The sequence below is a fragment of the Maritalea myrionectae DSM 19524 genome, from assembly GCF_000423365.1.
GTDB lineage: Bacteria > Pseudomonadota > Alphaproteobacteria > Rhizobiales > Devosiaceae > Maritalea > Maritalea myrionectae.
In genome coordinates this window covers 447,488-473,882 of sequence record NZ_AUHV01000005.1, presented here as the reverse complement: position 1 = coordinate 473,882, position 26,395 = coordinate 447,488, and the positions used below count along the sequence as shown (strand labels likewise).

General features: G+C 52.8%; 26 protein-coding genes and 1 tRNA gene. 10 read left to right on the top strand and 17 right to left on the bottom strand.

Going from position 1 to position 26,395, the window contains the following annotated elements; genetic code table 11:
* Window positions 1-142: 142 nt before the first annotated feature.
* A complete protein-coding gene (gene ppa, locus G549_RS0116370) occupies window positions 143-676 on the bottom strand; it encodes an inorganic diphosphatase (RefSeq protein WP_027835927.1) in 534 nt (177 codons plus the stop codon).
* A gap of 114 nt (window positions 677-790) precedes the next feature.
* Between ppa and G549_RS0116365 the strand changes: the two genes are divergently transcribed.
* A complete protein-coding gene (locus G549_RS0116365; RefSeq protein WP_027835926.1) occupies window positions 791-1,339 on the top strand; it encodes a hypothetical protein in 549 nt (182 codons plus the stop codon).
* A gap of 108 nt (window positions 1,340-1,447) precedes the next feature.
* Here G549_RS0116365 and purH read toward each other — a convergent pair whose 3' ends face one another.
* The 4 genes from purH to htpX all read right to left on the bottom strand — a co-directional run bounded on the left by purH (window position 1,448) and on the right by htpX (window position 7,249).
* Entirely contained in the window at window positions 1,448-3,064 is a 1,617-nt protein-coding gene (purH, locus tag G549_RS0116360) for a bifunctional phosphoribosylaminoimidazolecarboxamide formyltransferase/IMP cyclohydrolase (protein ID WP_051214009.1), read from the bottom strand.
* A gap of 109 nt (window positions 3,065-3,173) precedes the next feature.
* Window positions 3,174-4,781, bottom strand: a complete 1,608-nt coding sequence (locus G549_RS0116355) for a heparinase II/III family protein (RefSeq protein WP_027835924.1) — start codon at window positions 4,779-4,781, stop codon at window positions 3,174-3,176.
* Between the two features lie 152 nt (window positions 4,782-4,933).
* Window positions 4,934-6,244, bottom strand: coding sequence for an RsmB/NOP family class I SAM-dependent RNA methyltransferase (locus G549_RS0116350; protein ID WP_036223107.1), 1,311 nt, complete (start codon window positions 6,242-6,244; stop codon window positions 4,934-4,936).
* Window positions 6,245-6,250: 6 nt separating this feature from the next.
* A complete protein-coding gene (htpX, locus tag G549_RS20760) occupies window positions 6,251-7,249 on the bottom strand; it encodes a zinc metalloprotease HtpX (protein ID WP_084634232.1) in 999 nt (332 codons plus the stop codon).
* Window positions 7,250-7,390: 141 nt separating this feature from the next.
* Between htpX and G549_RS0116340 the strand changes: the two genes are divergently transcribed.
* Both G549_RS0116340 and G549_RS20755 read left to right on the top strand, forming a co-directional pair.
* The gene (locus G549_RS0116340; RefSeq protein ID WP_027835922.1) at window positions 7,391-8,023 is read left to right on the top strand and encodes a 5-formyltetrahydrofolate cyclo-ligase; all 633 of its coding nucleotides are present in this window, start codon (window positions 7,391-7,393) and stop codon (window positions 8,021-8,023) included.
* 42 nt (window positions 8,024-8,065) lie between these two features.
* Complete coding sequence (locus G549_RS20755; protein ID WP_036223104.1) at window positions 8,066-8,242, top strand: DUF1674 domain-containing protein; 177 nt, start codon at window positions 8,066-8,068, stop codon at window positions 8,240-8,242.
* Here G549_RS20755 and G549_RS0116330 read toward each other — a convergent pair.
* From G549_RS0116330 to tsaD, 8 genes are all read right to left on the bottom strand, one after another.
* The gene (locus G549_RS0116330; RefSeq protein ID WP_027835921.1) at window positions 8,231-9,688 is read right to left on the bottom strand and encodes a cryptochrome/photolyase family protein; all 1,458 of its coding nucleotides are present in this window, start codon (window positions 9,686-9,688) and stop codon (window positions 8,231-8,233) included. The two genes, G549_RS20755 and G549_RS0116330, sit on opposite strands and share 12 nt — an antisense overlap.
* Window positions 9,689-9,769: 81 nt before the next feature.
* Entirely contained in the window at window positions 9,770-11,329 is a 1,560-nt protein-coding gene (locus tag G549_RS20750; protein WP_169449670.1) for a methyl-accepting chemotaxis protein, read from the bottom strand.
* Entirely contained in the window at window positions 11,307-11,819 is a 513-nt protein-coding gene (locus G549_RS0116320) for a PAS domain-containing protein (protein WP_027835920.1), read from the bottom strand. Before G549_RS0116320 ends, G549_RS20750 begins: the two co-directional genes overlap by 23 nt.
* Before the next feature lie 302 nt (window positions 11,820-12,121).
* Window positions 12,122-12,550 (bottom strand): DUF1761 domain-containing protein, encoded by a 429-nt coding sequence (locus G549_RS0116315; RefSeq protein ID WP_036223100.1) that lies wholly within the window; start codon window positions 12,548-12,550, stop codon window positions 12,122-12,124.
* A 52-nt stretch (window positions 12,551-12,602) separates the two neighbouring features.
* On the bottom strand, window positions 12,603-13,019 hold the full coding sequence (locus G549_RS0116310; RefSeq protein WP_027835918.1) for an EVE domain-containing protein: 417 nt from the start codon (window positions 13,017-13,019) through the stop codon (window positions 12,603-12,605).
* Window positions 13,019-13,312: a YciI family protein gene (locus G549_RS0116305; RefSeq protein ID WP_027835917.1), complete on the bottom strand. Its 294-nt coding sequence runs from the start codon at window positions 13,310-13,312 to the stop codon at window positions 13,019-13,021. Before G549_RS0116305 ends, G549_RS0116310 begins: the two co-directional genes overlap by 1 nt.
* Before the next feature lie 13 nt (window positions 13,313-13,325).
* Window positions 13,326-14,318 (bottom strand): NAD(P)H-dependent glycerol-3-phosphate dehydrogenase, encoded by a 993-nt coding sequence (locus tag G549_RS0116300; protein WP_027835916.1) that lies wholly within the window; start codon window positions 14,316-14,318, stop codon window positions 13,326-13,328.
* Entirely contained in the window at window positions 14,315-15,394 is a 1,080-nt protein-coding gene (gene tsaD / locus G549_RS20745; RefSeq protein WP_051214003.1) for a tRNA (adenosine(37)-N6)-threonylcarbamoyltransferase complex transferase subunit TsaD, read from the bottom strand. The genes G549_RS0116300 and tsaD overlap by 4 nt, the downstream gene beginning before the upstream one ends.
* A gap of 65 nt (window positions 15,395-15,459) precedes the next feature.
* On the opposite strand from tsaD, the gene hemC reads away from it, so the two are divergent.
* The 4 genes from hemC to G549_RS0116275 are packed head-to-tail and all read left to right on the top strand — an operon-like array spanning window position 15,460 to window position 20,011.
* On the top strand, window positions 15,460-16,416 hold the full coding sequence (gene hemC / locus G549_RS0116290; protein WP_027835915.1) for a hydroxymethylbilane synthase: 957 nt from the start codon (window positions 15,460-15,462) through the stop codon (window positions 16,414-16,416).
* Between the two features lie 22 nt (window positions 16,417-16,438).
* Window positions 16,439-17,152: a uroporphyrinogen-III synthase gene (locus G549_RS0116285; RefSeq protein ID WP_027835914.1), complete on the top strand. Its 714-nt coding sequence runs from the start codon at window positions 16,439-16,441 to the stop codon at window positions 17,150-17,152.
* A gap of 43 nt (window positions 17,153-17,195) precedes the next feature.
* Entirely contained in the window at window positions 17,196-18,623 is a 1,428-nt protein-coding gene (locus G549_RS0116280; RefSeq protein ID WP_027835913.1) for a hypothetical protein, read from the top strand.
* A complete protein-coding gene (locus G549_RS0116275) occupies window positions 18,620-20,011 on the top strand; it encodes a heme biosynthesis protein HemY (RefSeq protein ID WP_027835912.1) in 1,392 nt (463 codons plus the stop codon). The genes G549_RS0116280 and G549_RS0116275 overlap by 4 nt, the downstream gene beginning before the upstream one ends.
* Before the next feature lie 5 nt (window positions 20,012-20,016).
* Here the strand turns inward: G549_RS0116275 and G549_RS0116270 are convergent, their stop codons facing one another.
* Both G549_RS0116270 and G549_RS20740 read right to left on the bottom strand, forming a co-directional pair.
* Window positions 20,017-20,733, bottom strand: coding sequence for a deiodinase-like protein (locus G549_RS0116270; protein WP_027835911.1), 717 nt, complete (start codon window positions 20,731-20,733; stop codon window positions 20,017-20,019).
* A gap of 24 nt (window positions 20,734-20,757) precedes the next feature.
* Window positions 20,758-21,195 carry a MarR family winged helix-turn-helix transcriptional regulator gene (locus tag G549_RS20740; protein WP_051214001.1) on the bottom strand — a complete coding sequence of 146 codons (438 nt, stop codon included), beginning with the start codon at window positions 21,193-21,195 and terminating at the stop codon, window positions 20,758-20,760.
* A 364-nt stretch (window positions 21,196-21,559) separates the two neighbouring features.
* Here G549_RS20740 and G549_RS0116255 point away from each other — a divergent pair.
* Window positions 21,560-21,635, top strand: a tRNA-Thr gene (locus G549_RS0116255).
* Between the two features lie 25 nt (window positions 21,636-21,660).
* Entirely contained in the window at window positions 21,661-22,221 is a 561-nt protein-coding gene (locus G549_RS0116250) for a dienelactone hydrolase family protein (RefSeq protein WP_027835909.1), read from the top strand.
* A gap of 28 nt (window positions 22,222-22,249) precedes the next feature.
* Here G549_RS0116250 and G549_RS0116245 read toward each other — a convergent pair whose 3' ends face one another.
* Both G549_RS0116245 and G549_RS20735 read right to left on the bottom strand, forming a co-directional pair.
* A complete protein-coding gene (locus G549_RS0116245; RefSeq protein WP_084634219.1) occupies window positions 22,250-24,796 on the bottom strand; it encodes an autotransporter domain-containing protein in 2,547 nt (848 codons plus the stop codon).
* A gap of 127 nt (window positions 24,797-24,923) precedes the next feature.
* A complete protein-coding gene (locus G549_RS20735; protein ID WP_051213999.1) occupies window positions 24,924-25,814 on the bottom strand; it encodes an alpha/beta hydrolase in 891 nt (296 codons plus the stop codon).
* Between the two features lie 106 nt (window positions 25,815-25,920).
* On the opposite strand from G549_RS20735, the gene G549_RS20730 reads away from it, so the two are divergent.
* Complete coding sequence (locus tag G549_RS20730) at window positions 25,921-26,394, top strand: GNAT family N-acetyltransferase (RefSeq protein ID WP_051213997.1); 474 nt, start codon at window positions 25,921-25,923, stop codon at window positions 26,392-26,394.
* Window position 26,395 lies beyond the last annotated feature (1 nt).

Below are 26,395 nucleotides of genomic sequence, written 5' to 3'. Positions count from 1 at the left end.
ACGCACCAATCGGCGGGGGTGCCGGGGACGGGAGCGAAGCGACCGGTGGCGGCAAGAAAAAGTGCCACTGCCGAGCAACTCTACCCAACAAAAAAGGCGGGCCCCAAAGCCCGCCTTCTCATCAAAAAACAGCGAAAAGGCCTTAGCCTTCTTTTTTCGCCAGTGCCACTGAATCCATGATCACTTTGCGGGCCTCTTCAATGCCCTTAATGCCTTCAATCTTGGCCCATTTACCTGGCTCAAGGTCTTTGTAGTGCGTGAAAAAATGTTCAACTTTTTGCACTTCAATCTCAGGCATATCGGAAATGTCTTTGATATGCTCATAGGATTTGGTGAGCTTTGAAATCGGCAAGGCGAGCAGTTTTTCGTCCATGCCGCCATCATCTTCCATGATCAACACGCCGATTGGACGACATTTGATCACCGCACCAGGCATAATCGGACGGGAGTTCATCACCACAACATCCAGCGGGTCACCATCACCACACAACGTGTTGGGCACAAAACCATAATTGCCCGGATAGCGCATTGGCGTGTGCAAAAAGCGATCAACAAAAATCGCACCGCTCTCTTTCTCAAATTCATATTTGATTGGCTCGCCACCAACAGGCACTTCAATCACCACATTGATTTCTTCAGGTGGGTTTTTGCCCGCTCCAATTGCGTTCAAGTCCATCACGGTCTCCATTGGTCATATTGAAACTTTGCCTGCACTAATGCCTAGCCCTCGCCGTGATTGCAAGCCATAATCAGCGCACACAAGTGCTTTGACGATATTTTGGAGGAAATAATGGCGCGAAAACGATTGTGGGGTGTGGCCCTTTCTGCCCTCTGCGGGCTCACTCTAGCTGGCAGCGCGTTGGCCGCTGATATTGATGTGGCCTACACCGATACAGACCTGAACGAGTGCACCATCATCAATGCAGATGATTTTGGCGCCACCTTCGCCTGCCCCGGCTGGCGCGGCATCCCGGTTATGATTGCCGAAGGCGATCTGCGTTTTTTCGTCAGCTATGGCCTCAATGCGGTCAATGAAGTGGCCGCACAACAAACGCTGCCCCAATTCAACACGATCGGCGCCAAAATCGAGTGGCGCATCACCAACCGCACCGGCGATTGGCGGCCTTATGCCACCATCTTGCGCTATTACACCGACAATGAAGGCGGCCCTGAGGGCCAAACCTTAGTGGTCACCAAGATCGAACAGGGCGCAACCTGCCAAGTGGCGCACGTCGATGCCCGCAAATATAGCAATGCCAATGAAATTGCCCGCAATCTGGCCGACGAGCTGGCCATCGATTTTGATTGTACAAACCAGCCAATTGAATACCGGCCTTGATTTTCGCGCACTCCTGAGCAGTTGGTCAGTGTGACTGGGATCGCGTGTGCAACAAACGAATGGCGGCACAAACAATGTGCCGCCATCTATATCTATCTAGCCGAGCACCTAGTGCCGGAAGTGGCGCATACCCGTAAAGACCATGGCGATGCCTGCTGCATCCGCAGCTGCAATCACTTCATCATCACGGATGGAACCACCTGGCTGAATCACTGCCGTGGCGCCCGCTTCCACAGCTGACAGCAAGCCATCAGCAAACGGGAAAAATGCATCTGAGGCGACAACTGAATCTTTGGTCAGGGCACCTTTGATTTTCAGCGCTTTGGCCGCATCCTTGGATTTACGGTGTGCAATCCGCGCCGAATCAACACGGCTCATTTGGCCCGCACCGATGCCCACTGTTGCGCCGTCCTTAGCATAAATAATCGCGTTGGATTTCACATGCTTGGCCACAATCGCCGCGACCTTCAAATCAGCCATTTCGGCGTCTGTCGGTTTGCGTTTCGTCACAATCTTCATATCGCAATCAAGCACGTTTTTATTGTCGCGCGATTGCACCAGCATACCGCCTGAGACAGATTTGACGGTCAAACCTTCGGCCTTCACGTCAGCCAAGCCGCCCGTCAACAACAAGCGCAAATTCTTTTTCTTTTCAAAGATCGCCAAAGCCTGCGGCGTAGCCGATGGCGCAATAATCACCTCGGTAAACACCTCAATGATCTTTTTCGCGACGTCTTCATCGATCTCTTTGTTCAGCGCCACAATGCCACCAAAGGCCGACACCGGATCGCAGGCCAAAGCCTTATCGTAAGCTTCGGACAAATCGCCGCCCAAACCGACACCGCAAGGGTTGGCATGCTTGATGATCGCAACCGCGGCACTCACTTTCGGATCAAACTCAGACACCAGCTCAAACGCCGCATCCGTATCATTGATATTGTTGTAAGAAAGTGCTTTGCCTTGCACCTGCTCGGCACTGGCCACACCACACCGGTCAGAACCATCTTTATAAAACGCGGCCCACTGATGCGGGTTTTCACCATAGCGCATCACCTGATCGAGCTTGCCTGCAAAACTGCGATAGGCCATGTCGTCATTTTCCAGCACCTTGGCGAACCAATTGGAAATTGCTGAATCATAGGCGGCCGTGCGCGCATAAGCTTTAGCGGCAAGCTTTTTACGGGTGGCCAAATTCATGCCTTCAGTAGAGCTGATTTGATCCAACACATCGTCATAATCGGTAGGATCAACCACGACCGTCACAAACGCATGGTTTTTCGCGGCAGAGCGGATCATCGCGGGGCCACCAATATCGATATTCTCAATGACCGTCTCGTAATCCGCGCCCGACTTTACGGTTTCCGCAAAGGGGTAAAGATTGACCACCACCAAATCGATCGGGGAGATCTGGTGAATGCGCATCGCACTTTTGTGATTGTCGTTATCCCGACGCCCCAACAGGCCACCATGAACTTTCGGGTGAAGCGTTTTCACACGTCCGTCCATCATTTCGGGGAACCCGGTCAACTCAGCAATGTCGATAACCGGGATTTGCTCCTCTTCCAACAATTTGCGAGTGCCGCCAGTTGAAATCAGCTCAATGCCTTGAGCCACAAGCCCGCGGGCAAATTCAGCAATACCAGTTTTGTCGGAAACAGAAAGTAAGGCGCGTTTCATGGTCACTTTTTCGACCCCCAATCTTGTGCGCGTGGTCAGAATTGGCATCGCCGCCGATGGCGCAACGCCTCAAAATTCAGGATTTCGCTAGCACGGTCTGGGCTAATTTAAAACCATTTTCGGCCATTTTCAAAAAACGACCCGCCAAACACACCAATTATTGCCCTTCGGGCACAAAAGACCATGCCACATCGATATTCGGCTGCACGGTGCCATAGAGCACAATTTGTTGAATTGGTGCCAACCCAGTACGTAAATTTTGGCGCGCACTGTCTTCAATCATGGCTGACGCGCCTTCAAACAAAAACAGCCATTTCGACTTTGACCGCAATGTCAGCTCAATCATGTTTTCTGCATCATTAAACTGCGCTTCCACGCCCAAGCCCAAATGGAATCGCAGCAAAAATTGATCCGGCGCATTATTGTGCGACAAATCACAGGTCAAAATATCCTGCCCCACCAACGCATCGCCGTGATTTGGCAACACGGTCAAAACCCGCTTGTGCTGCACACCCGTGATCGCTTCATAGCCGTTATTATCAAAAATCAGGCTGTTTTCAGCGCTGTCCAACCGCATCGGCCCTTCGCCATTGGCAGCAATAAAATGATCAATAAGTTTCTTCGTGCTGATAGGCGGGGTGCCCTGATAATCCAACTCCAACGCGGAGTGCGCGGCAGGCAGGCTAAACAATTGCGCATCGCCCCCCAAATCAGCATCACCGGGGCCACAATTGCCGACGATCAAATCATTGCGGTGGGAATATTCAAAGCTGCCCGCGCCCGCCATCATAAAATCATTCATATTCGCGGGTGGCCGCTTGCCGCTATCTGCGATCAGCTTCGATTCATCACCCAACAAAACGCCATAACCGGCCAACATGCGCGATTCGCCAAAAACAGCTTTAGTGGCACTCCGCGCCGCAAGCGCCAAACTGTCTTCATGCGGGATTTGACCCGTCATGTTGAAATAAGCCAGATCGCCATTGCTCAAGGTTAAACCGCCAAGCGCTGCATACATTTTGCGCGTGATGGCGATAAATTTCTTGGCGCCATCCGGGGAAAAAGTTGCCAAGCCCTGGCGCAAACTCACCAGGTTCAACAACAAATTGAAATGAACCGCTCCTGACCGTGACAAATGCATGCCAAAATCACTAAGTTGGGCGTCCAGCGTTTGATTAAGGCGGCTAATGCGTTCGTGAACATCTTTGGTGTCGCGCCCCAAGGAAATGGCTGCGCCCAGCAGGGCCATTTGGATCAAGGCCTGAATATGGGGATGCAGTTCAAAATTCTGGCGCATCTCAAGCGATTGGATCTGGCGCGATAAGGATTGCACAATGGCATCCCGCTGGCTCTCATTTGCGCCATAGGTCAACACATCGAAATGCTTGATCCAGTTGATCACCCGTTGGGCAGTGGTTTCGCGCCCCCAAACCATGGGATCAAAAGCACCATATCGGGCCACCCAGTCCAACGCCAAAGTCATGGCGAAGCGCTTTTCGCCCTCGTCCCGCGCCGCCGCAAAATGATAAAGCCAAGAAAAGCGGTGCAATTCGTCAGACCATTTCGGCGATGCATGTTCCACCGCAAAGGGGCTAATGCCCTGCGTGTCTACATGCTTATTGCCCAGCACATAACGACCGGCCATCATGTCTTTGATGCTGAAATGATCGGCCGCCCGCACTTCCACAAACTTGGATGAAACCACGCCAATATGGTCGTTGGCCCATGTCCACCGAAATAGCGGGCTGGTGACGAACGAATCCATCACAGCCGTATATATACGCTTCGAAATTTGCCCCGCCGCAATGACCAAATCGAAAACCCCGAACTTTACTCTATGGTGATAGGATAGCATTTGCGGCCCATCCAATGGACCCCTTAAATGCATTTCGAACAATTTTTAAAAAATCGGCGCGATTATGCCACACGCTGCAAACGTGCTGCGAAGAAACCATCCGTGCCGCCAGTGCAGCCATTTGGCAGTTCGACACACGGCAATGCACGCACATAGCCATTTAAATCAATCGGCCCTGCCCACCCTGCGAGCTCGTCGCTTTTAATAGGTGCCAGCGCAAATTCACTATGCTGTTTCAAAAACTGCTCAATCTGATTCTCGCCCTCTTCAGGCTCCAACGAACAGGTGCAGTATATCAGTTGACCACCTTTGGCCACTTTTTTTGCCGCAGACCCCAACATTTCGGACTGTAAAGCAGCCCGATGTGCAAAATCGCTTTCTTTGCGATGCCATAGCACTTCTGGATGCCGGCGAAACGTACCTGTGGCGCTGCACGGTGCATCGAGCATGACCACATCAAACTCATCCAAGCCGTCCAACTGTGTCGCATCCGCTTCAAGCATTTCAGCGTGGAAGTTCAAACGTTCCAAATTTTCTTTCAACCGTGACAACCGATCTGGTTCAATTTCCACAGCCGTCACAAGCCCGCCCATATCGCACAATTGGGCCGTCTTGCCGCCAGGCGCCGCACATAAGTCCAGCACCTTCTTGCCAACCAGCGACCCGGCAAGTCGCGCGGGCAATGTTGAACTTAAATCCTGCACCCACCATTGACCATCGGCATAGTCGGGCAAATCGGCAACACTGGCATCCCGCGTCGCCAAGCGGAAACTTTGGGGCAACAGTGCCGCAAGGCCGTCAAATCCGTTGGCCCCCGTCTGCGGTTCCACGCCCGATTTGAACACCAGATCAAGTGGCGGCTGCGCCAATAGCAGTTCCGCCATTTTATGCGCTTGCGTCTCACCATATTGCTTGGTCCAGCGCTTAAACATCCATTCAGGCACCAAATCTTGCACCCGCAATGGCCAATCATCAGCCTGTCGTTGCACCGAGCGCAAGGCCGCATTGGCCAGCTTTGCAAAACGCGAGGCGCGGCGATCACGTTTGATGGTTTCCACCGCCAAATGCAACGCCGCATGAGCACCCTGCTCGGGCATAAACAGCAATTGAGCAATGCCAATGCGCATGGCTGGCTCAAAAAGGCCGGCCCGCTTTGGCATGCCCTTATCCAACACACTGACCAAAACCTGATTGATTTGGCCATGTCGGCGCAACGCAGTGGTCACCAACCGATTGGCTAGCGCCCGCTCGCGCCCATCTTCAAAATCGTCGGCACCAAACGGAATAAACGGCGCACCGGTCAAAACCAATTGTAGGCGCTGCGCCGCTGCCCGCCGAACGTCTAATCCGGCGGTATTGCTTTTTGCTGACATATTGATTTAACCCCAAGGCCCTTTAGACGTGTCGTTATTGTCGCGCTGATCTCGCGCTGTTTTTGGCACCCGCCAACCCGCAGATCGCGGTGCGCTTTGTGCGTGGCCCGTTTGTTGCGCCGCATTATGGCGAGAACGGGGCCACGACTCATTTTGTGACAGCTGTTGCTCTTTTGCCATTTCCATCAACGCCGCCACCCGGTTTTTCACATTCGGGTGGGTGGAGAACCAATTGTCCCCCCGTTTGCCCGCAAGCGGGTTGATGATGTACATATGCGCCATGCCCGGCGAGCGACGAGCATACACATTGCTGATTTGTTTCGCATGATTGGCAATCTTATCCAGCGCCCGCGCCAGCGCTTCTGGATTGCCGGTGATCTCGGCCCCATCGCGGTCCGCTTCATATTCGCGCACACGGCTAACGGCCATCTGCACCAACAATGCCGCAATTGGCGCCACGATGACCATCAGGATGGACCCAATTGGCCCGATCGGCGAATTGCTGTTCCGCGCGCCGAAGAACAGACCAAACTGCGCCAACATGGAAATGGCACCGGCCAATGTTGCAGTAATGGTCATGGTCAATGTATCGCGTGAGCGAATGTGCGCCAACTCATGCGCCACCACGCCTTCAATCTCATCGTAACTGAGCCGTTTGATCAAACCCGTCGACACGGCCACTGCCGCATTTTCCGGGTTGCGTCCGGTGGCAAACGCATTGGGCTGGTCACTTTCAATCAGATAGATTTGTGGCGCAGGAATACCTGCATTTTCCGACAGGCGCGCCACCATTTCGTGCAAATCTGGTGATTGTTGAAAGCTGATCGCCTTGGCGTTTTGCATCCGCAGAACGATCTTGTCGGAATTCCAAAATGAAAACATATTCATCATCAACGCCATCAACAGGGCCAGCATCATGCCGCCACGCCCGCCAATGACAAAACCAATTGCCATAAACAAGCCCGTCAACACGGCCAACAAAAATGTCGTTCTGATCGCATTCACCATTCGAAATTCCTTTCAGACCTTTAAATGGGCATGTTTACGCCTTGTGGCAAGTGCCCCGGGGGGAAAATTTGCCTTGCTATGATACCCGCCCTATTGTGCCCAAACTGCGGCACTCATCTCAAAGGACTACACCTTCATATGACAGACCGACCTTCACCTTCCGGTTCAAATAGCTGCATGAGCCATCAATTGGTGGATGGGCATGTGGTGGACCTGGATACAGTGCGCGATGTCACCCGTTTTCGCAACGCCACCCGCCAAGAGCTCTATGCCAAACGCAAAGCAGTTTCGTTAGACGCACGACGCGCCACGGCCACAGCAATTGGTACGCTGTTAAATGAAGCCATAGGTGACCCCAAGGACAAGGTTATCGCGGCCTACTGGCCCATTCGCGGCGAACTAGATCTCCGCGATTGGATGGCCAATATGCATAAACGTGGCGCAATCCTTTCGCTGCCTGTTATGCCCGCCAAACATCAACCGCTCGAATTTCACCATTGGACGCCGCGAAGCGAAATGCAAATGGGGCATTTCAACATTCCCATTCCCGCCGCCTCAGCCCCGCTCGACCCTGACATCATTGTTGTGCCGCTCTTAGGTGTTGATGCGGCACAATATCGGCTGGGCAATGGCGGCGGCTATTACGACCGGACATTGGCGCGTCGCCCAAATGCCCACACGATCGGTATTGGGGCCGAATTCTGCCAAATCCAAACCATCTTTCCGCAACCATGGGACATAAAGCTGAACACAATTTTGCTTGCACCCTAGGTCGCACTTGATAAACTCCGCCCACATTTAAGGGGATCGACAATGGATAAAAAACCAGACCCAAAAATCGCTGAGCAAGCTTTAGCTGAGGCCCAGGCCCGCCGCGCTGAAATTGACCAGAAGCAAAAATACGCCCCCAAAGAAATCAACGGCAAAAAGGGACCAGACCCAGCACGTTATGGCGATTGGGAAAACAAGGGCATCGCCTCAGATTTCTGATTCCATTTGAGCGGCGCGCTCATCCTTGTGCTTTTCATAAGCGGCCAACGCCGCTTTGCGTGATTCTTTCAAATTCACCATGGGTTCGGGGTATTTAGAGCCGTCGAGCCCATATTTTTTGCGCTCATCATCCGGCGCTTCCCACGGCGCAAACAAATAGCGCGTCGGCACATCGCGCAATTCCGGCACATAAGTGCGAATATACTCGCCCTCCGCATCAAATTTTTGCCCCTGCAAGGCCGGGTTAAACACACGAAAATAGGGCGCAGCATCAGCCCCCGTGCCGGCAACCCACTGCCAAGAAGCACTGTTGCTGGCCAAATCTGCATCAAACAAGCAATCTTCAAACCAGGCCATGCCGTCCCGCCAATCCTGCCGCAGATTTTTGGTCAGATAGGACGCGACAATCATGCGCACCCGGTTATGCATATAACCCGTACGCCAAAGCTCACGCATCCCCGCATCGACAATCGGCACCCCGGTCTGCCCGCGCTGCCATCGCTTCAAATATGTCTCATTTGGGGTCCATCTAAACCCTTCAAATTGCGGTTGAAAGTTTTTTTGCGGCAAGCTGGGGAAATGATAGAGCAAATAGGCTGAGAATTCACGCCAACCAAGTTCAGAGCGATAATGTTCGACATTCCGATCTTGATCGTAGTGATCTAACGCCGCCCACAATTGGTGCGGCGAGATTTGCCCGAAATGCAAATAGGGCGACAGCCGCGAAACATAAGGCTTTGCCGGGAAATCACGGCCCTGCTTATAATTGAATAAGCCTTCATCGACGAAAGTGTCCCACATGGCCCGTGCACCCGCTTCGCTGATGTCCCAGCCTTTGGTAATTTTCGCCCCCCAATCACGATCAGGCAACAGCTTAAGGTCGTCTAGTTTGACCGCATTCTCAGGCTGCACTGAACAAAGATTGAGGTCCGCAGGTGCGGCGATCGGCTTGCGCGGCGGATCCGCATTCAGGCAGCCTTTTTTGTAAAAGGGGGTAAAAACCTTGTAGGGGCCGCCATCTTTTTTCTCAATCGTCCATGGTTCAAAAAGCAAGCTTGCATTGTGGCTGCGCACCTCAATATCACGTTCTGTCAGCCAACTCTTTAGCGCCTTGTCCCGCGCAATCGCTGCAGGCTCATACATGCGGTTCCAGTGCACAGCGGCAATGTCAAATTGATCTGCAAGCGTTTCGAAGACCGACTGGGCACTGCCTTTAAACAACACCAGCCGCCCATCCATGCTGCCGTCCAGCGCCGATAGGGCATGATGCAGCCAAACATTGGACGCCCCGCCCGCTTTGGGCTGATCGCCAAAACCCTGATCGTCGATATAAAGGGGCAATACAGGCAGTTTGGCCTCATGGGCCGCACAAAGTGCCGGATTGTCGGCCAATCTCAAATCTCGCCGAAACCAGCAAATGACAACTTTTTGCTTTGTCTTACTCAAAATAAACCCTCACGCACCTGTTTTAAAACAAACGCATGAGGGCCATCATCAGATCAAATACCTAGAGGCATTTTTCAGGTTTTAAGCGACATTGCTGGTGCGTTGAGGTAGCTCTGGCAAAGAAATGTCTTCTTTGTCGGTTTTGAACCGTTTCACAACAGAGTCCAAATCGCTTGCTCGACCCTCTGTTTGCTCAATCGCTGCATTGGTTTCTTCCACCAGGGCCGCATTGTGCTGGGTCGTTTCGTCCATCTCGCGTACCGACGCATGCAATGTTTCAATTTTGTCTGCTTGCGTGCGACTGTCTTTTGCAAAACCCTGCACCAAAGTTGAAAAACTGGCGACAGCCTGAACAATCTCTTCAAGGGATTGGCCAGCCCGGGCAACAAGTTCGCTGCCGTTTTCCACTTCGCCTGTGCTTTTTTCAATCAAGACCTTCACCTCATTCGAGGCATCGGCAGCGCTCTGCGCCAATCGCCGCACTTCAACGGCGACAACCGCAAAGCCTTTGCCCGCCTCGCCAGCTCGCGCGGCCTCCACCGAGGCGTTCAGCGCCAGCAGGTTGGTTTGAAAGGCAATATTGTCGATCATCTCGATCACTTTGGAGATTTGCTTCGAGCTGTCGCTGATCCGGCCCATGGCATCATTGGCTTCACGCATAACATCGCCACCCCGTTGCGCGATGTCTTGCGCCCGTTGTGACCCCGCATAGCCTTCTTGCGCCCGCTGGGCATTGGTCTCGACCATCTCGGCAATTTCCTGCATGGCCGCAGAAGTGTGCTCAAGCGTCGCCGCCTGGCGCATGGTGCGCTCAGCCAAATCATCCGAACCGGTCAAAATTTCACCCGTGGCAGATTTCAACGCACCTGAAGTCGACCGCAAGCTGCCAATAATGTTGGTCAATTCTTCCGCCACCTTGTTGGTGTCCCCTTGCAATCGCGCAAATGCGCCTTGGTAATTGCCTTCAACTCGCTTGGAGAGGTCCGCTTTGGCCAGATGCGACAACACCGTCCCCGTGTCGGAAATGCCCTGATCAATCGTGGACATCAACAGATTCACATTCTGCCCCAGTTGGTTAAGGCCTTCATCGCCGAAATCAGCATTAACCCGTTTGCTCAAATCGCCTCTTACTGCCGCGTCAACAACTTCACCGATTTCGCTGCGCAAGCTTTCCAACATGCCCGCAAAGTCACCCATGCGATCAATACCCGCATTCACCCCGTCAACGGCGTGCGCGTATGAACCCAACATGCCTTCCTTGCGAATTTTGCGATAATAGCGCCCTTCGCTGGCGGCTTGCATCGCCAAATAGCTTTCGCGCACAAACGCATCGGCCACATCGATCATGTCGTTGAATGTGTCTTTAACATCACTGCACTCGCCGTGCGCACCAACGGCAACAAGCCGCACGTCAAAATCACCACGGCGAAGCGCCTCGCCTGTTGTCTTAATGCGCCGGATAAACCGCCGTAAGCGAATAAACTGATGCGTCAAATAGGCAAGAACAACCAGTGACAGGGCCCCAATTGTGAGCTCCAAGAAAAGCGGCGCGCTGAGCACGCTGCATACGAGATTGGCCACAAAAAGCACAAACAAGGCACTGGAGGCCGCAATAACTCTAGAGAGTGAATACGAATTCATCATAATCCATGCCCTTCTCGGCCAAAATAGCATCTAATTTCTCGGAAGAGGCCTGCAGCCCTGCCTTGCGATTTTTGTGACTTTTCTCTTCATTCAGAAGCAACTCATAAATCGAACTGATTTGCGCAATCGCTTCTGGGCGGGCATAGCGTCGATTTGAATGAAATGAAGTGATTTCGCCCTTGCCATTTCGGCTTGGCGTAACATGTGCGAACACCCAATAATGATTGCCATTTTTGGTGCCATTCACCACATAGGCGAATACCTCACGCCCGGCGAGCAACCTGTCCCACAAAAGCTTAAACACACAGCGGGGCATGGCATCTGACCGAATGATGCTGTGGGGTTTTCCCAGCAATTCCTGCTCACTATATTCAGCAAGATCGAGAAACACTCGGTTTGCATATTGGATGTGACCTTTAAGATTGGTCTTTGAAACAACAATCCGCTCAGGATCGAAAGACCGCTGCGCGCCTTCAACAGCAAGCATAAGCACCTCTAATTAAAATAAATTCTACAACCTAAAATATAACGAAAATCAAAGCAAAGTTATACTTACACCATCCAATTAACATTCGATGAATGCAGTTCATTTACTTATTTTTCTTGAAAACAGCGTTTTGGTTACACATTTAGACTGCAGGAAGATCACACAACGACACAGAATCGTAAATTCGTCTTCATGGTTACATCTGATACTTTTAAAGAATCATTAAAAAAACCGCCACGACTTCGGCCCGTGACGGTAAGTAATTCAAATCGCTATGAAAATTTTTTAGATGGACGGCTGAACTATGCCAGCAGCCCCAGAATCACGCCTTGAACGATCATTACACCCAATAGATACCCGCCATCAATCAGCGTGAGTGTATATTTTTGGCCCTGATAGGCATGGTTTAGCACCATCGAAGTCATGATAAATCCAATCCACATGTGCCCCCCAATCATGACCGCATCCCAAATCTGGATATCCGTGGCACTGCTGTCCAAAATCGTGCGCGTGAGCAGCAATAAAAAATACGCCATAATGAGCTGACAGACGGCGGCAACCACAAACGGCATTGGTGATGCCTTGCCGTCAGGCATCAAGTCTTCTCTGGTTTTGCCCAGTGCATTCATCCACTGCTTGCCCAAGGCTGAGTACCAGCCCATGCCGAGCACCATGCTCCCCAGCGCGGCCAGCAAAACTGCCAGCCAATTCACACCTACAAAATGTGTCATCTTCTTTCCTCCCCAAAAGATGAGACGAGCACGATTTAATACCCGTGAGTAATTATGGCTTTACGCCCCCCAGTTTGCAAATAATTTCCCATTCTTTCTCAGTAACGGGTTGCACAGAAAGACGTGAATTATTGACCAATACCATGTCTTCCAGATCAGGGTGCTGTTTTACATTTTCAAGCGTGATGGGGGTTTTAAAGCTTTCTACGGCTTCTATGTCCACACACTCCCAACGCGGGTCATCTGTGGTGCTGTCAGGGTGCGCTTCCGCAGCCACCTTCACCACACCAACAATGCGCTTTTCATTCACGGAATGATAGAAGAAACCTTTGTCGCCCACTTTCATCTCACGCATATTGTTGCGGGCCTGATAGTTGCGCACACCATCCCACTCTTCCGGCGCGCCTTTTTTCACCTGATCATCCCAACCCCATGTGTTGGGTTCGCTTTTAAACAACCAATAGGCCATTATGCATTCTCCTCGGGTGGATTGATGGCCCAGGCCCACTCCGTCACACCAACGGATTCAAAAACCCCCTGTGTCACGTAAGGGTCGGCCTCGGCATAAGTTCGCGCTGCGGTTAAAGACGGCACATCAATAATGATTAAACTGCCCGTCGGGTTGCCATCTTCGTCGAGATAGGGCCCCGCCAGCTTCAACTGATCTCCCAAATCTTTCCAGTAAGCAAGGTGAGCCGCACGAGTCTCCTTGCGCAATTCCAACGCATCGGGTCGATCCCGTCCTGAAACCACAAAATACATTTAGTTCTCCATCTTATTCAGACCGCAAGGGCCGTGTCATCAATTGCGCCACCAGGCTCTCAATTGGCGCCTCGCCTCGCAATAGCGCATTCACCGCCGCAATGATCGGCGCCTCAACCTGATATTTTCTCGCCAGTTCCAAACCAACCGGGCTGGAATGCACGCCTTCGGCCAGTTTCGCGCCGCTCTTTACGATTTGCTCAACTGTTTCACCCGCGCCCAAGCGGAAACCGAAATCGAAATTGCGTGATTCCCGCGCTGTACAACTTAGGGTCAAATCGCCCAGCCCAGCCAGACTGTTCAGGCTTTCGCGTTGCCCGCCCATCGCTGCAATCAGCGGCCCCATTTCAGCAAAGGCGCGCGCCATAATCGATGACCGCGCCGACAAACCAAGCTGCGCCCCGTCAACAGCCCCACAGGCCAAGGCGTAAATGTTTTTGAGCGCCCCAGCCAACTCAACGCCTACAATGTCGTCGCTGGAATAGGGGCGAAAGGTTGGCCCTGCCAACACATCAACGATCTGCCGCGCGGCCTCAATATTTGGTCCCGCGAGCGTTACCGCCGTCGGCTTGCCCTGCGCCACATCCACGGCAAAACTGGGCCCCGACAGCACAAATGGCACCGCTTTCGGACACGCTTCAGCCAAAATTTCACTCTGGCGCTCTAAGGTCTGTTTCTCTAGCCCCTTGGCGCATAGAACCACGGGCATACCGGCCAAGCGGTCGGCTCCAATTTCCGCCAAAACGGCGCGGCTGGCCTGTGCGGGCACCACCAGCAAAACGGCCAGTGCCGCCTCTATGCCCTCATAGCCCAATTGCGCCTGCACATGGGCATCCATCTCAACGGTTTTCAGATAATGCGGATTGCGGCGCTCTTCATTGATCGTGCGAATGGCCACGTCGTCGCGACCACATAACACCACCCGATTGCCACCCAGACCGAGCATATGCGCCAACGCGCTGCCCCACGCCCCGGCACCAACCACAAATATGGGTTTCTCGCTCACTCTGCATCCCCTTTTTCTGTCAGCGCCATATCTTCAGAATCCAAAGGCCATCGCGGCCGCGCTTGAAAATCCGGGCCGTCGCGCTCGCCCAGATTAAACCGTTCAATGCCCGCCCATGCAATCATGGCGCCATTGTCCGTACACAGTTTAATCGGCGGCACCACCATTTGCGCCTCATATTCAATCGCCAAATCCTTCAGCAATTGGCCAATGGCCTTATTGGCCGCCACACCACCAGCCACCACAAAGCGCGGCCTTTGATCAGGAAATTCTGCTTCAAAGCGCGCCAGTGCCAAACGGCACCTATTGTCCAATATTTTTAAAATCGTCGCCTGGAAGCTGGCGCAAATATCAGCCACATCCTGATCGCTTAAGGGCGCCAGTTTTTCCGCGGCCAAGCGCACGGCTGTTTTCAGACCAGAAAAAGAGAAGTCGAGCCGCTTTTCTTTCAACAATGGCTTGGGGAAAGAAAAGCGATCTGGATCACCCTTTTGCGCCCATTCTTCCACCAAGGGGCCGCCGGGCATGCCCAAATCAAGCATTTTGGCCACCTTATCGAACGCTTCGCCCAACGCATCATCAATGGTCGTGCCCCACCGTTCATATTGGCCAACGCCTTTCACCAACACAAATTGGCTGTGCCCCCCAGACACCAACAACAGGAGATAGGGAAATGCCAGACCGTCCGTTAGACGTGGTGTCAGCGCGTGACCTTCTAGGTGATTGATCGCCAACAGCGGCAAATCATGGGCATAGGCCATGGCCTTGGCGCTGGTCAGCCCCACCAGCACGCCGCCGATCAAACCCGGCCCGGCTGTCGCAGCAATCCCATCCAGATCAGCAAAGCTCAACTGCGCCTCGGCAAGGGCTTGCGCGACAATATGATCCATATATTGCACATGGGAACGGGCAGCGATTTCCGGTACAACCCCGCCAAAGGCTTTATGCTCATCAAACTGGGAGCGCACCATATTGGCCAAAATCTCGGCGCGGCCATTGCCGTGGCGGCGCACAACCGCTGCCGCAGTTTCATCGCAGCTGGTTTCGATGCCCAGAATGGTCGTTGCTTGCCCCATAGCTCTGATTTCGCTAAGCCTTCACTAAATGATTGATTAAAGCCCTATATCAAGTGGATTGAACATTGCAAACAGAACCCGCCACAAAACCTATTCTCACCATCGGCACCCGCGGCTCGTTGCTGGCCTTGGCGCAGGCCAAACAGGTCCGTCGCGAATTGGCCCAAAAGAACGGTTTAAACCCCGATGAGATCGCCATCGAAGTGATCAAAACCAGTGGTGATATCATTTTGGACCGGCCATTATCAGAGGTGGGCGGCAAGGGCTTGTTCACCAAAGAAATTGAAGTGGCATTGTTTGACAAGCGGATCGACTTGGCCGTTCATTCCGCCAAAGACGTGGCAACGATTCTGCCTGACGGCATGATCCTGCCCGCTTTTTTGGAACGCGAAGACACCCGCGATGCTTTTGTTTCTCTGCGACACAAAAGCCTGGACGATGTTCCCCAAGGCGCCAAATTCGGCACCTCCTCAATCCGGCGCGGCGCGCAAATTTTGCGCCAGCGGCCTGACCTGCAGATTGTTGAATTTCGTGGCAATGTGCAAACCCGCATGAAAAAGCTGGAAGATGGGGTGGCCGAAGCCACCTTGTTGGCCTATTCCGGCTTGAAGCGATTAGATATGAGCCACATTGCCAAGCAATTGATCGACCCCACCATTATGCCCCCCGCCCCGGGCCAAGGCGCATTGGCAATCGAGACTCGGGCAGACGATGATCAGGTAAACGAATGGGTGCGCAAGCTCAACCACGCGCCAACGGCTGCCAAAATGGTTGCCGAGCGCCACTATCTGCATGGTTTGGATGGCTCTTGCCGCACCCCAATCGCCGCCTATTCCACATTGGAAAATGATGAGTTGCATATCTTTGGGCAAGTTCTATCCTTGGATGGACAAACGGTCTATGAGGCCGAGGTGTCTGGCCATGCTGCCGACGCAGAAGAAATTGGCAAGGAATTGGCCAGCATCATCAAAAGCGCTGCAGGCGACAAGTTTTTTGAAACATTCGAAAAGCGCGAAGATTAGATAGTGACCCTAAAGGTGACATATGAGCGAAGCCGGTAAATCTCTTTTGGTCACCCGCCCTTTCCCCGGCGGGCAAAAAACAGTTGCCGGCCTGATGGCTTTGGGCCACCGCCCCATGGCGGTGCCGCTTTTTTCCAAGCGCATCTTGCCGCTTGATATGCCTTCACCATTTCAAATCACCGCAACGATTTTCACATCCGCCAACAGCGTGCGCGCACTTTCGCGGGACGATATTGAAATTGGCCATCAATTGCTGCCCTGTTTCACCGTGGGCGACACAACGGCCCAGGCCGCAACTCATGCGGGTTTCACAAATCTGCTTTCCGCCAAAGGTGATGTAAAAGAACTGATCGCGCTGATCGAGAAAATGGAACTCACCGGCAACTATTTTTACCCTTGCGCCATTGATCGGAAGCCAGATCTTGAAGATCATTTCCGCGACACCGGCGTCAACATTCAACCAAATCCCGCCTATGAAATGATCCCCATTAAGGATTTGCCGCCACCTGTGGTGACGCAATTGAAGCAAGGGGAAATTGACGGGGTCCTGATCTATTCCGCGCGGGCCGCCACACAATTTGCAAATCTATGTGCCAAGCATAATATAGAAATAGGTGATTTGCCGTTTTATTGCCTTTCACCCAGCATCTGGGCGACACTTGAGGCAGAAGGTGCCAAAAACGGATTTGTTGCAAAAGCACCAAATGAAAACACTTTGTTTGAACTCTTAGATTAAGTTCCAAAACCAAACACCAAAACACTGGCTAAAAAGGTTTTTTATGGTCGAAGATAATAAAAAGGGTCCCGTGCGGCCGCCGATTTTGGATGCAGAAGCCAAGAAAAGTGCTTCATCGTCTGAGCGCTCGACCAAAAGCCAAGCCGAAAGTGAAAAACCAAAACCAACTGACGGCAACCCCGCCGACAAAAAAGCGACATCTGCCGCCCCAGAGTCGACTAAATCCGCACCTCCAAAGGATTCGAACAGAAAGCCTTCTGAGCCGACAAAATCAACGGCGCCAGTCGACGAGGGCAGCGGCACCGGCACCTTTATCGCTGCCATTGTTTTAAGCGCTGCACTTGGCATCGCGGGCACCGCCGGACTGGCCTATTATAAGGTCTTTCCCTTCAACCAATGGGCTGAGCAATCAACACTCGAGCCGGAGATTGCCAAGCTGCAAAAGCGCATCTTTGATTTGGAAAATGCACAAGAGGTGGACCTTACACCTTTTGCCACGGTCGATGATTTGGGCGCGTTGCAAAGTGAAATCGAAGCGATTGATACCGACCGCATCAACCAGGCAATTGCAAATATTGAGCAACAGCTGGAAAGCATAAGCACACCTGCGGATGAACCGACACCGATCGATCTTGGACCCATCGAAAACGCACTTACGGCCCTTGAGCAAGATGTGGCCAATTTAAAGCAAACACAAATCGAACTTGCGGAACGGGCGACAGCAAACCCGGAGGTGAACGTGCCCCCGGCCGCAGCACCGACTGTGGATCTGGCGCCGCTTGAGGCGCAGATTTCGACGCAAGCAACAACACTGGTTGAGTTTGAAGAGCGCATCGCCGCGCAAAATGCACAGATCGCCGATCTCAAAGAAAATTTGGCCGCGCTTCGCGTTCAAATCGCCACTTTGGAAGAAGACCAATCAGCTCGCCAGGCCGCCAATAGCGCGTTAGCCGCGGCGCGATTGCCGATTTTGATGAGCGAGATTGATGCCGCCATCAACAGCGGGCAGCCTTTTGCCACGCGCTTGCAAGAATTGGCCAGCGTCACCAATGCCACCCCCGCTGATGATGTGTTGGTCATCGCACAAAATGGCCTAACCCCCGCAAACACCCTTAAGGCACAATTTGAAGATCTGCGCCCCCAATTTTTGGCAGCGCGCCCAGGCATTGCTGCCGACGCGCCGTGGCAGGATAAACTGCTGGGGGCCGTCAAAGACGCCGTCAATCTGCGCCCTCTCGATGCCGAAGGCGATGACCCGCTGGTGCTGCTCGATGAAGCAGAAGCCGCACTTGCCGCCCAAAACCTGCGCGCTGCCCAAAGCCATTTGCAAAAATTGCCGCCGCAAATACAGCAGGTGGCAACACCGCTGATTGAACAAATCAACGCCCATCTGGTGGTTGAGCAGTGGCAAACTGACATGCGCGCGGCGCTATTGAACCAAAACGCCCCAGCCGAAGGAGACGCGCAATGATCCGCATCTTTATCATCGTCGCCTTTTCGCTGGCCGTTGCGTGGGGCGCTAGCTTCATCATGTCGGTGCCCGGCAGTGTGGCCATCACCGGCTTTGGCTATCAAATGCAGCCCAGCCTGGGCGTCGTCTTGTTCGCCTTGATCCTATTGATGCTCCTGACGATTTTTGTTTGGGCAATCATTCGCCGCATCTTTGGCATCCCGGCGCTGTTCTCACGCGCTAATGAAAAGCGCAAACAACGCAAAGGCGTGGATGCGCTATCAAATGCCATCATCGCCCTGCAAACGGGCGACCCAAATAAAGCCCGACAATTGGCGCGGGAAGCGCGGCTGAAACTGGAAGGCAACACCGCCGCCCAATTGCTGGAAGCCCAAGCAAATATGCAGTTGGGCGAACTCAAACAAGCGCGATTGCAATATCGGGAGATGATTGAAGACCCGAAAACGGCCATTGCTGCGCTTTCTGGACTTTACGAGCAAGCACGTCGGCAAAACAGAGAAGACGCTGCGGTACAATTTGCCCAAAAGGCCGCCAGCCTGTCGCCCAAATTGGCGTGGGCGCAAAAAGCAATTTTTGCCCATATGGCCAAGCAAGGGGATTACGAAGATGCCCTCGCCCAATTGGACCAAATCCCCTTCGATCGCAGTGCCCGCGACGAGCAAAAGCGCCTCGACGCCGTGTTGCGCACAGCCCTGGCCAAAGAACTGGAAGAAACCGAACCACAGCGGGCCATCACCTTTGCCAACGAAGCGCTGAAAAAGCAGCCCGAATTTGTGCCTGCAGCATTGATCGCGGCGCGACTTTATATTTCATCCGGCGAAGTGCGCAAAGCCTCTGGCCTCTTGCGCCGGGTTTGGCGGACCAGTGCACATCCACATATTGGGGAGCTTTATATCCACGCCCAAACTGGTGCGTCAGCCGTGGAACGGCTTAAACGCGCCAAAACAATGGTGGTCGAACATCCCGACCATTTGGAAAGCGCAATCCTTTTGGCCAGCGCCGCAATTGCTGCCCATGAATGGTCGGATGCCCGCGCCGCGCTGCAACCCTTCACCGATCAGCGGGCCACTCAAAAAGTGTGCACACTGATGGCAGAGGTTGAACAGGGCGACAGCGGCGATCAGGGCAAGGCCCGCGCTTGGCTGTCCCGCGCGGTCACAGCCAAGCCCGACGCCACTTGGATCGCCGATGGCATTAGTGCTGATGAGTGGGAACCAACATCGCCGCTAACCGGCAAGTTGGACAAATTCACTTGGACCACGCCATCACGCAGCGTCGCCAAGCCGACAGGCACGCACAAACCTGCCCAAACGAGCGCTGCTGCTGAGCCGAAAAAAGCAACGGCGCCAGAGCCCCTTCCGGCGCCGCCAAATCCCGCAGGCGTCTAATCATTTCAACAATCGGCGTCGGGCATCACTGCCCCGCGTCGATTAAGCGCCAGCAGCATGTTTCTGCGGATAAGGTTTTTCCAAATCAGAACCGGGAGGCCTTTGACGAAATCAAAAAATGAACCTTTACCACTGCGCCCCATGGTGCGAGCCAAAACCGGTGGTGGCACAGGCATAAAATAGCTTTTCACATTGGCAGGCTTGCCTTTAAGCAACAATTTCAATGCTTTGGCTGTTGCCTCCGGATTGTTCCAATCCGCGTTGAACACAACACACCCATTCCTATTGATAATAAAGACCGCGTTCGGATAACCGCCATAGGCCATATGGGCGCTGCCTTCGATCCCGTCCACAACAATGGTCCTGAGTTCGCCATCTTCAGTGCGCAGCTTATTCGCCACCTGCTGTTTGGCTTCCAAATTTCGGTGAGCGCCAATGGATTTGCCCGGATGCGCCTCTCGCACATAAAGGATTTTGAAATCAATATGCGGAAACTGGTCTTTCAGCCGTTTCATACTTTTGCGCCGCCCCTGAAACAAGGGACACGTGATCGACCCAAGTTCCAAAACCAGAAACTCACCGTCAAAATCGAGTAAACGATGCGGTGCACCATTTACATCCTGCAAATCAAAATCGGGCGCCTTCTGGCCAATTTGCGGCCCGCGAAAATTGTCCAGATCATAATCACCCGTTGAAAATTCTGCATAATTGTAATTGGTCATTCGTGCCTCCTTTGGCAGGTCAGCCTATGCTTTGGCCAACAAATTTTGCGTGGCTTTTCGCAGCAAAAAGGTGAGCTGCTCGACTTCTTCTGCGCTCATACCGCGCAAGGATTTGGCGATCAGCTCTTGCGCGATGGGCTTGAGTTTACCTTCCAAATCCTGACCGTGATTTGTCAGGAATACCTTGGATTTTCTGCGATCTTGCGCATCGGATTTCCGAACAATTAGGCCCTTCTTTACCATGCCATCCAAGAGCCGAGTGACTGTGGTCCGGTCTCGAAATGTTATGTCCGCCAAGCCACTGGGCGACCGCCCATCTTCCTGCCACAACATCAACAACACGGCCCATTCCTCGGCCGAGATTTTGTGCCCTGCCTCGGCAAATCGCTGCCCAAGTTCGCGTCGAGATAAAAAGCTCAATCTGTTCACCCAATGAATGGGTACATCTTCATAATTTTCCATAATATGTGCAATATACAATAGTTGTATTATACAATCAACTACATATTTTGCGCTTGACCGATTCAGTTTTGGAGAGCAGAATCTGAGATAGTTTCAACAATTCGGAAGGAGGTGATCCATTGTCTATTCGATATCAAGATCAGAAAAAGGGCTTTGGAAGTGAGGTGCTGTTAGAGGAGCCAACGCACCGCTAACATCTTCTTCCAAGCAGCCAAAAGGCGCAAAAGTACCTTTATGCTGATATATATCGACGAAGGGTTGCCGGGGTTTCCCCGTGCAACCCTTTTTCATTTCTGCCACCGAGAAACCGTCCCTCCACAAACACCTTGTCTGCATCACACGAAAAAATGTAAATTGCCGTTAGGCCGCTGTAGCTCAGTTGGTAGAGCACGTCATTCGTAATGATGGGGTCGTAGGTTCAAGTCCTATCAGCGGCACCAGTTCCCCAAATAAACAGGTCATTCAATGGCACATATCGTCCTTTTTCATTCTATCCTGGGTTTGCGTCCCATCGAAAAGCAGATTGCAGCGCAGTTTGAAGCGGCGGGGCATACGGTGATTTTGCCCGACCTGTTTGGTGGGCAAACTGCAGAAACCTATGAAAACGCATTTGCTATGCGGCGCGAGATCGACAATGACACCATTATGAAACGCGCCACAAGCGCGGTGGACGCCGCCCCGGCAACCGCCATTTTGTCCGGCGTATCATTCGGGGCCGCGCTGGTGGGTGAGTTTTGGTCCTCTCGTCCGCAAATGCCCGGCACCTTACTCTTCGCCGGCATCACCGAATGGATGACGCCCCGCCGAAGTGAGGTGAAAATCTCCGCTCATATTGCCAAACCTGATCCGTTTGACGATGAAGACTATTTTGAAAATTGGGTGAACGCGGCCGATGGCCCTCAGATTGCGCTCTACCGCTATGAAAATGCCGGCCATTACTTTCTGGACCCGAGCCTGCCCGATTATAATGCCGAGGCCGCTTCCCTCTGCATGCAGCGGGCCAAAGCCTTTCTCGCGCAATTCTGATTTCAAATCATTAGCCCGTGTGGCGACGCTAAAAATTCACTGCCGCCTTCGCTGATGCTTTTGCGCTCAAATCACCAGCCAGAGAGCTGGCCACTTCACCTGAAAAAGTCAGTTGGCCTTGCCCATCGGCAAAGGGTCGACTGACAACAAAGCCGACAAAGCCAGAAATGCTATTGGCAAGATTGCCATTAAAGCCAATATCCGTTCCCAAAAGCGTGGCATTCACTTGCGACGACCCTGCGTCAATGACGCCATCCACACCGGCACGCCAATTCATCTCAAGGTTGCTCAACTCGATCGGGGCGCCAACTTCGCCGCGCAAATTCAGCTTCGCCACGTGCCGTGCCTCCACCGACAGTGGGGCAGGACCGCCTGTTTCGTCATACCCATCGAGGTGCATATAGCTATAGCCAATTTGCCCTTTGATATAGCCGCGTTGATCCAACACATCGATTGGCATGGTCACTGCAAATGTCGGGGCAAAAAACTGTCCCCAGAACGCGCCATCTGCTGCCGTGCCATTCACATATCGCTCTGTTTGATTCGATACGACACCAGCCACCATTTGCGCCGACAAGATCAAATCATTGAAATCTTGCGTCCAATAGGCGCCGCCAAAGATGCCTTCAGCGCGCGTATGATCGTCATTGGCGCCAACTTTGAAATTGGACTGGCCAACACCAGCAAACAGGCCGAACTGCCCACTTTCCGCGTTTAGATTATTTTCAAAGCCACCGACCGCGCCAAACTCTGTTTCAGTGAACGCGGAAGTGCCCGTGCGTGCACCAACATGGCCCAACCCGCCAAAGGTCTTGCCCCAAAGTCGAGCCATACCCGCCTCCGGTTCAAAGCCGGGTTGCCCACCATCAAGATTGCCGATGGCCTGCCGGTTCAAATTGAACAATAACCGATCCTGATGCGCAAAAATCGTCGGGTCAATGGTGGCGAGGCGCGTGCCGCCATTCAGCAAAATGCTAAACCCATCATAATTGATGGTTTCAGGCGCACTTTCCAAATCGCTATCACCCTGACCGGTGCCACCTGTGTCCGCAAAATCTAAAACCGCGCTCACACCGGTCTCGATATTCAGCGTATCAATATCATCAGGATTTGTGCCGCCCGCGCCGTCATTGCCATTGCCGAAATCAAGCGCCCCGACAATCACCGTACCATTGAGCAGATTGAGCACATCATTGCCGTCCGATTGCAAATCCAACGCGTGAGTGCCTGTGCTCTCTAACCGTCTTGAATTCACCACCTGCGCCGCCGCCACATCAAAGCGTTCACGCACCAATATGCCCACATCAGCGAGCACATCACCATGGTTGGCGATGTAAATTGCACCTGTGCCCTCAACGCCCGCACGCAACCCCTCATCAACGGCATCAATATTGCCAAAATTATTGATGGTAACCGCCCCATCATTGGCAATATTCGCGTCAATGCCAATGTCTTGGCCGACCAATACCGCACTATTGAGCACCGTGATATTGCCATTGCCAGCACCCTTGATGCTGGCATCGATCGTCTCATCTTCTGCGGTAATAGCGCCCTGCGCGACAATAGTGATATTGCCATCACCGTCCACAATCTCACCATCAATGCCCTCGCCACCATTGGACAAAACATTGCCGTTGGACGAAATACTGACATTGCCGCCTTCACTATACGCTTCTATGCCGTCTTCCAGCTGGCTCGTGATATCGCCAACGCTATTGATGGTCACATTGCCATCAATCGCCTGGCCGGCAATTCCCCAAAGGCCGGCTGAGACATTACCAGTGCTGTTGATGACAACGTCGCCAACACGAGAATAGCCAAAAATACCTTCACCCGAAGTGCTGCTTATGTCCCCCTCATTAAGGATGCTAACCAAGCCATCATTGGTATCAGCCAATATACCATATGCATCCAGACCCGTTGTATTGATTGAGCCCTTTTGGTCGATAAGAATGTCCCCTTGATCGAACACCTCTGCCTGAATGCCGTCGCTCGTTTCGCCGGCAGTCTGGATATCACCTTCATGGGTAATCGAGATACTTCCGGGCCCCCCGGAAGTTTCGGCATAGATTGCATCTGCGAGAACGCTGCCACTGGTCGAAATATCACCTTCATGGTTGATCGTAACGCCGCCATCACCCGTCTCTAGAACAATGATGCCACCACCTCTGATGTTGGTGGCCACAACATCGCCCTTGAAATTCACCACCACATCGCCAGCGCCATCTTCAACAATATAAATTGCCGGCTCGCTATCCACACTAATGCCGAAACGGCCCAAATCCGCATCAATCATGATGCCGGTTGCCGCACCACCATCGCGAAAGTCGATCCCTTCAACGTCAAACGCTGGAGTAATATTCTGGGTGAGGTTTTGCACAATGAGGTGATCGATCACCGATCCATCCACCTCGACGCCAGCAGACAGATCCCCTTCGCAAACGGCGGTGCTGCCATTAACGACACATGGGCCTGAACTGGGTGGAAGTATTGTTTGAGCATGTGCGCTAACGCTAAGTGACATCCAGATCAGGGCACCAATCAGCCCAATTGACGAATTCGATGTCGTTAGCATTTTGCCCCCTACCCAACACAAAACAGAGATAAATAAAGATTTATCAAGGTGCTAGGCGCACTAACTCCTTCATTCGGGTTTTATAAAACGTTAACCAGAAAAGCAACGTTTGTTGTTGAGGACATTCCTATTCGTCAACATGCCGGTCAATGAAGGACTTGATCCGCTCAACAACCGCCATTTTCTCCCGCAACGGTCGGCTAAGTGAAAACAGGATTTTATAATGGCCCGTGTCCGGCAACACATGGGTGTCGTGCGGCACATTGTGGGCGTTCAGCGCTTTTGCAAGTTCTTCCTGATTCCACAGCTTGACCACATCATCGCGATCACCGTGAAACATTAGGCTTGGCGGGCTATTATCATTTACAAACGCAACGGGTCGTGCCGCATCCGCCTGATCCACGTCTGCAAAAATATCCTGGGTGCTCGGCCAATCAGTTGGATCAAACGAATAGGGCCCGGCCAGCCCCACCATCGCCGCTGGTCGCGGCGCTTCCCCCAATCGATATTGCTCGCCATAAGCCAACAATGCTGCCATATGGGCCCCGGCAGAGTGGCCCATCACCACAATCTCTTTGTTAGCGGGTTCGGCCAGCTGCTCCCAAACCCATTGATAGGCGCGGCCAGCGTCACCCATAAAGCCTTTAAACTGAACCTCCGGAAACAGTCGATAATCGGGGATGACAACGCGATAACCCTGCGCCGCCAACGCGGCTCCCGCAAATTGATAAAACGACTTCTCGCCCATGCGCCATCCGCCACCATAGTAGAAAATCACAATGGGATTCTTCAGGCTTTGCGCATAAGCGGGGTGACGATCAGAGGGGGCGTAAATATCCAGTCTGTGCATCGGATCTGGTCCAAAGCTTATATTCTTTTCGATCTGGATATTCTTATCGGCAATCGCTGCATTCGTCGCAATAAGGGCCTGATCGCGCGCAGGCGGATAAAGCGCAATAACTGCCAACATCCCCACCACAATTGCTGAAATCGCAAAAAACCAAATCAAAATGCGCACACGGCCTCCAAAGCTTATTTAACCTATATACGGCCACAGGCCGCAAAAGGTTTCGCCAAAAACCAAACTCTTGACGCGTTTGCGCAAATATCCAATCAATTAGCTCATGACGGCAGCGCACTACACCATGGTCACAATACGCGCCTACCAAGAGGCAGATTGGCCGCAACTTTGCAGCATCCATGACGCCGCCCGCAAAACAGAGCTCGGAGAGGCCAACATAAAGGCGGGCGCGTTCCTGCCACTTGAAAAATGCGCACAAGATAAAAGACTGGTGGGCAGCAAAATCATCGTCGCTGAGCGCGACCAGAAAATCCTCGGTTTTGCCGCATATTCATCGCACCAACTTGTCTGGCTTTATGTAACGCCCCACCATTTTAGCGAAGGCATCGGCCAACAACTGATCCGCCACATACTGGCCCGAACCGACCGCCCGTTAGATGTGCAAATGCTGGATGGCAATCGCCGCGCCTTACGGCTTTATCAGCATATGGGCTTTGAGATTTATAAGCGAACGCAGGGCCACATTGAAGGCACAAATAATGTGCCCGCCACAGGCCTGACCCTGCGCCTGCGTTAAT

Excerpts from the sequence above, each read along its gene's own strand:
- G549_RS0116305 (WP_027835917.1), bottom strand. The coding sequence starts at position 13,312 with ATGTATTTTGTGGTTTCAGGACGGGATCGACCCGATGCGTTGGAATTG.
- G549_RS0116280 (WP_027835913.1), top strand. The coding sequence starts at position 17,196 with ATGGTCGAAGATAATAAAAAGGGTCCCGTGCGGCCGCCGATTTTGGAT.
- G549_RS0116275 (WP_027835912.1), top strand. The coding sequence starts at position 18,620 with ATGATCCGCATCTTTATCATCGTCGCCTTTTCGCTGGCCGTTGCGTGG.
- G549_RS0116340 (WP_027835922.1), top strand. The coding sequence starts at position 7,391 with ATGACAGACCGACCTTCACCTTCCGGTTCAAATAGCTGCATGAGCCAT.
- G549_RS0116245 (WP_084634219.1), bottom strand. The coding sequence starts at position 24,796 with ATGCTAACGACATCGAATTCGTCAATTGGGCTGATTGGTGCCCTGATC.
- G549_RS20750 (WP_169449670.1), bottom strand. The coding sequence starts at position 11,329 with ATGAATTCGTATTCACTCTCTAGAGTTATTGCGGCCTCCAGTGCCTTG.
- tsaD (WP_051214003.1), bottom strand. The coding sequence starts at position 15,394 with ATGGGGCAAGCAACGACCATTCTGGGCATCGAAACCAGCTGCGATGAA.
- G549_RS0116270 (WP_027835911.1), bottom strand. The coding sequence starts at position 20,733 with ATGACCAATTACAATTATGCAGAATTTTCAACGGGTGATTATGATCTG.
- G549_RS0116310 (WP_027835918.1), bottom strand. The coding sequence starts at position 13,019 with ATGGCCTATTGGTTGTTTAAAAGCGAACCCAACACATGGGGTTGGGAT.
- G549_RS20730 (WP_051213997.1), top strand. The coding sequence starts at position 25,921 with ATGACGGCAGCGCACTACACCATGGTCACAATACGCGCCTACCAAGAG.
- ppa (WP_027835927.1), bottom strand. The coding sequence starts at position 676 with ATGGACTTGAACGCAATTGGAGCGGGCAAAAACCCACCTGAAGAAATC.
- G549_RS20740 (WP_051214001.1), bottom strand. The coding sequence starts at position 21,195 with ATGGAAAATTATGAAGATGTACCCATTCATTGGGTGAACAGATTGAGC.
- purH (WP_051214009.1), bottom strand. The coding sequence starts at position 3,064 with ATGCCAATTCTGACCACGCGCACAAGATTGGGGGTCGAAAAAGTGACC.
- G549_RS0116285 (WP_027835914.1), top strand. The coding sequence starts at position 16,439 with ATGAGCGAAGCCGGTAAATCTCTTTTGGTCACCCGCCCTTTCCCCGGC.
- G549_RS0116365 (WP_027835926.1), top strand. The coding sequence starts at position 791 with ATGGCGCGAAAACGATTGTGGGGTGTGGCCCTTTCTGCCCTCTGCGGG.
- G549_RS20755 (WP_036223104.1), top strand. The coding sequence starts at position 8,066 with ATGGATAAAAAACCAGACCCAAAAATCGCTGAGCAAGCTTTAGCTGAG.
- G549_RS0116320 (WP_027835920.1), bottom strand. The coding sequence starts at position 11,819 with ATGCTTGCTGTTGAAGGCGCGCAGCGGTCTTTCGATCCTGAGCGGATT.
- G549_RS0116355 (WP_027835924.1), bottom strand. The coding sequence starts at position 4,781 with ATGGATTCGTTCGTCACCAGCCCGCTATTTCGGTGGACATGGGCCAAC.
- G549_RS0116350 (WP_036223107.1), bottom strand. The coding sequence starts at position 6,244 with ATGTCAGCAAAAAGCAATACCGCCGGATTAGACGTTCGGCGGGCAGCG.
- G549_RS0116250 (WP_027835909.1), top strand. The coding sequence starts at position 21,661 with ATGGCACATATCGTCCTTTTTCATTCTATCCTGGGTTTGCGTCCCATC.
- G549_RS0116315 (WP_036223100.1), bottom strand. The coding sequence starts at position 12,550 with ATGACACATTTTGTAGGTGTGAATTGGCTGGCAGTTTTGCTGGCCGCG.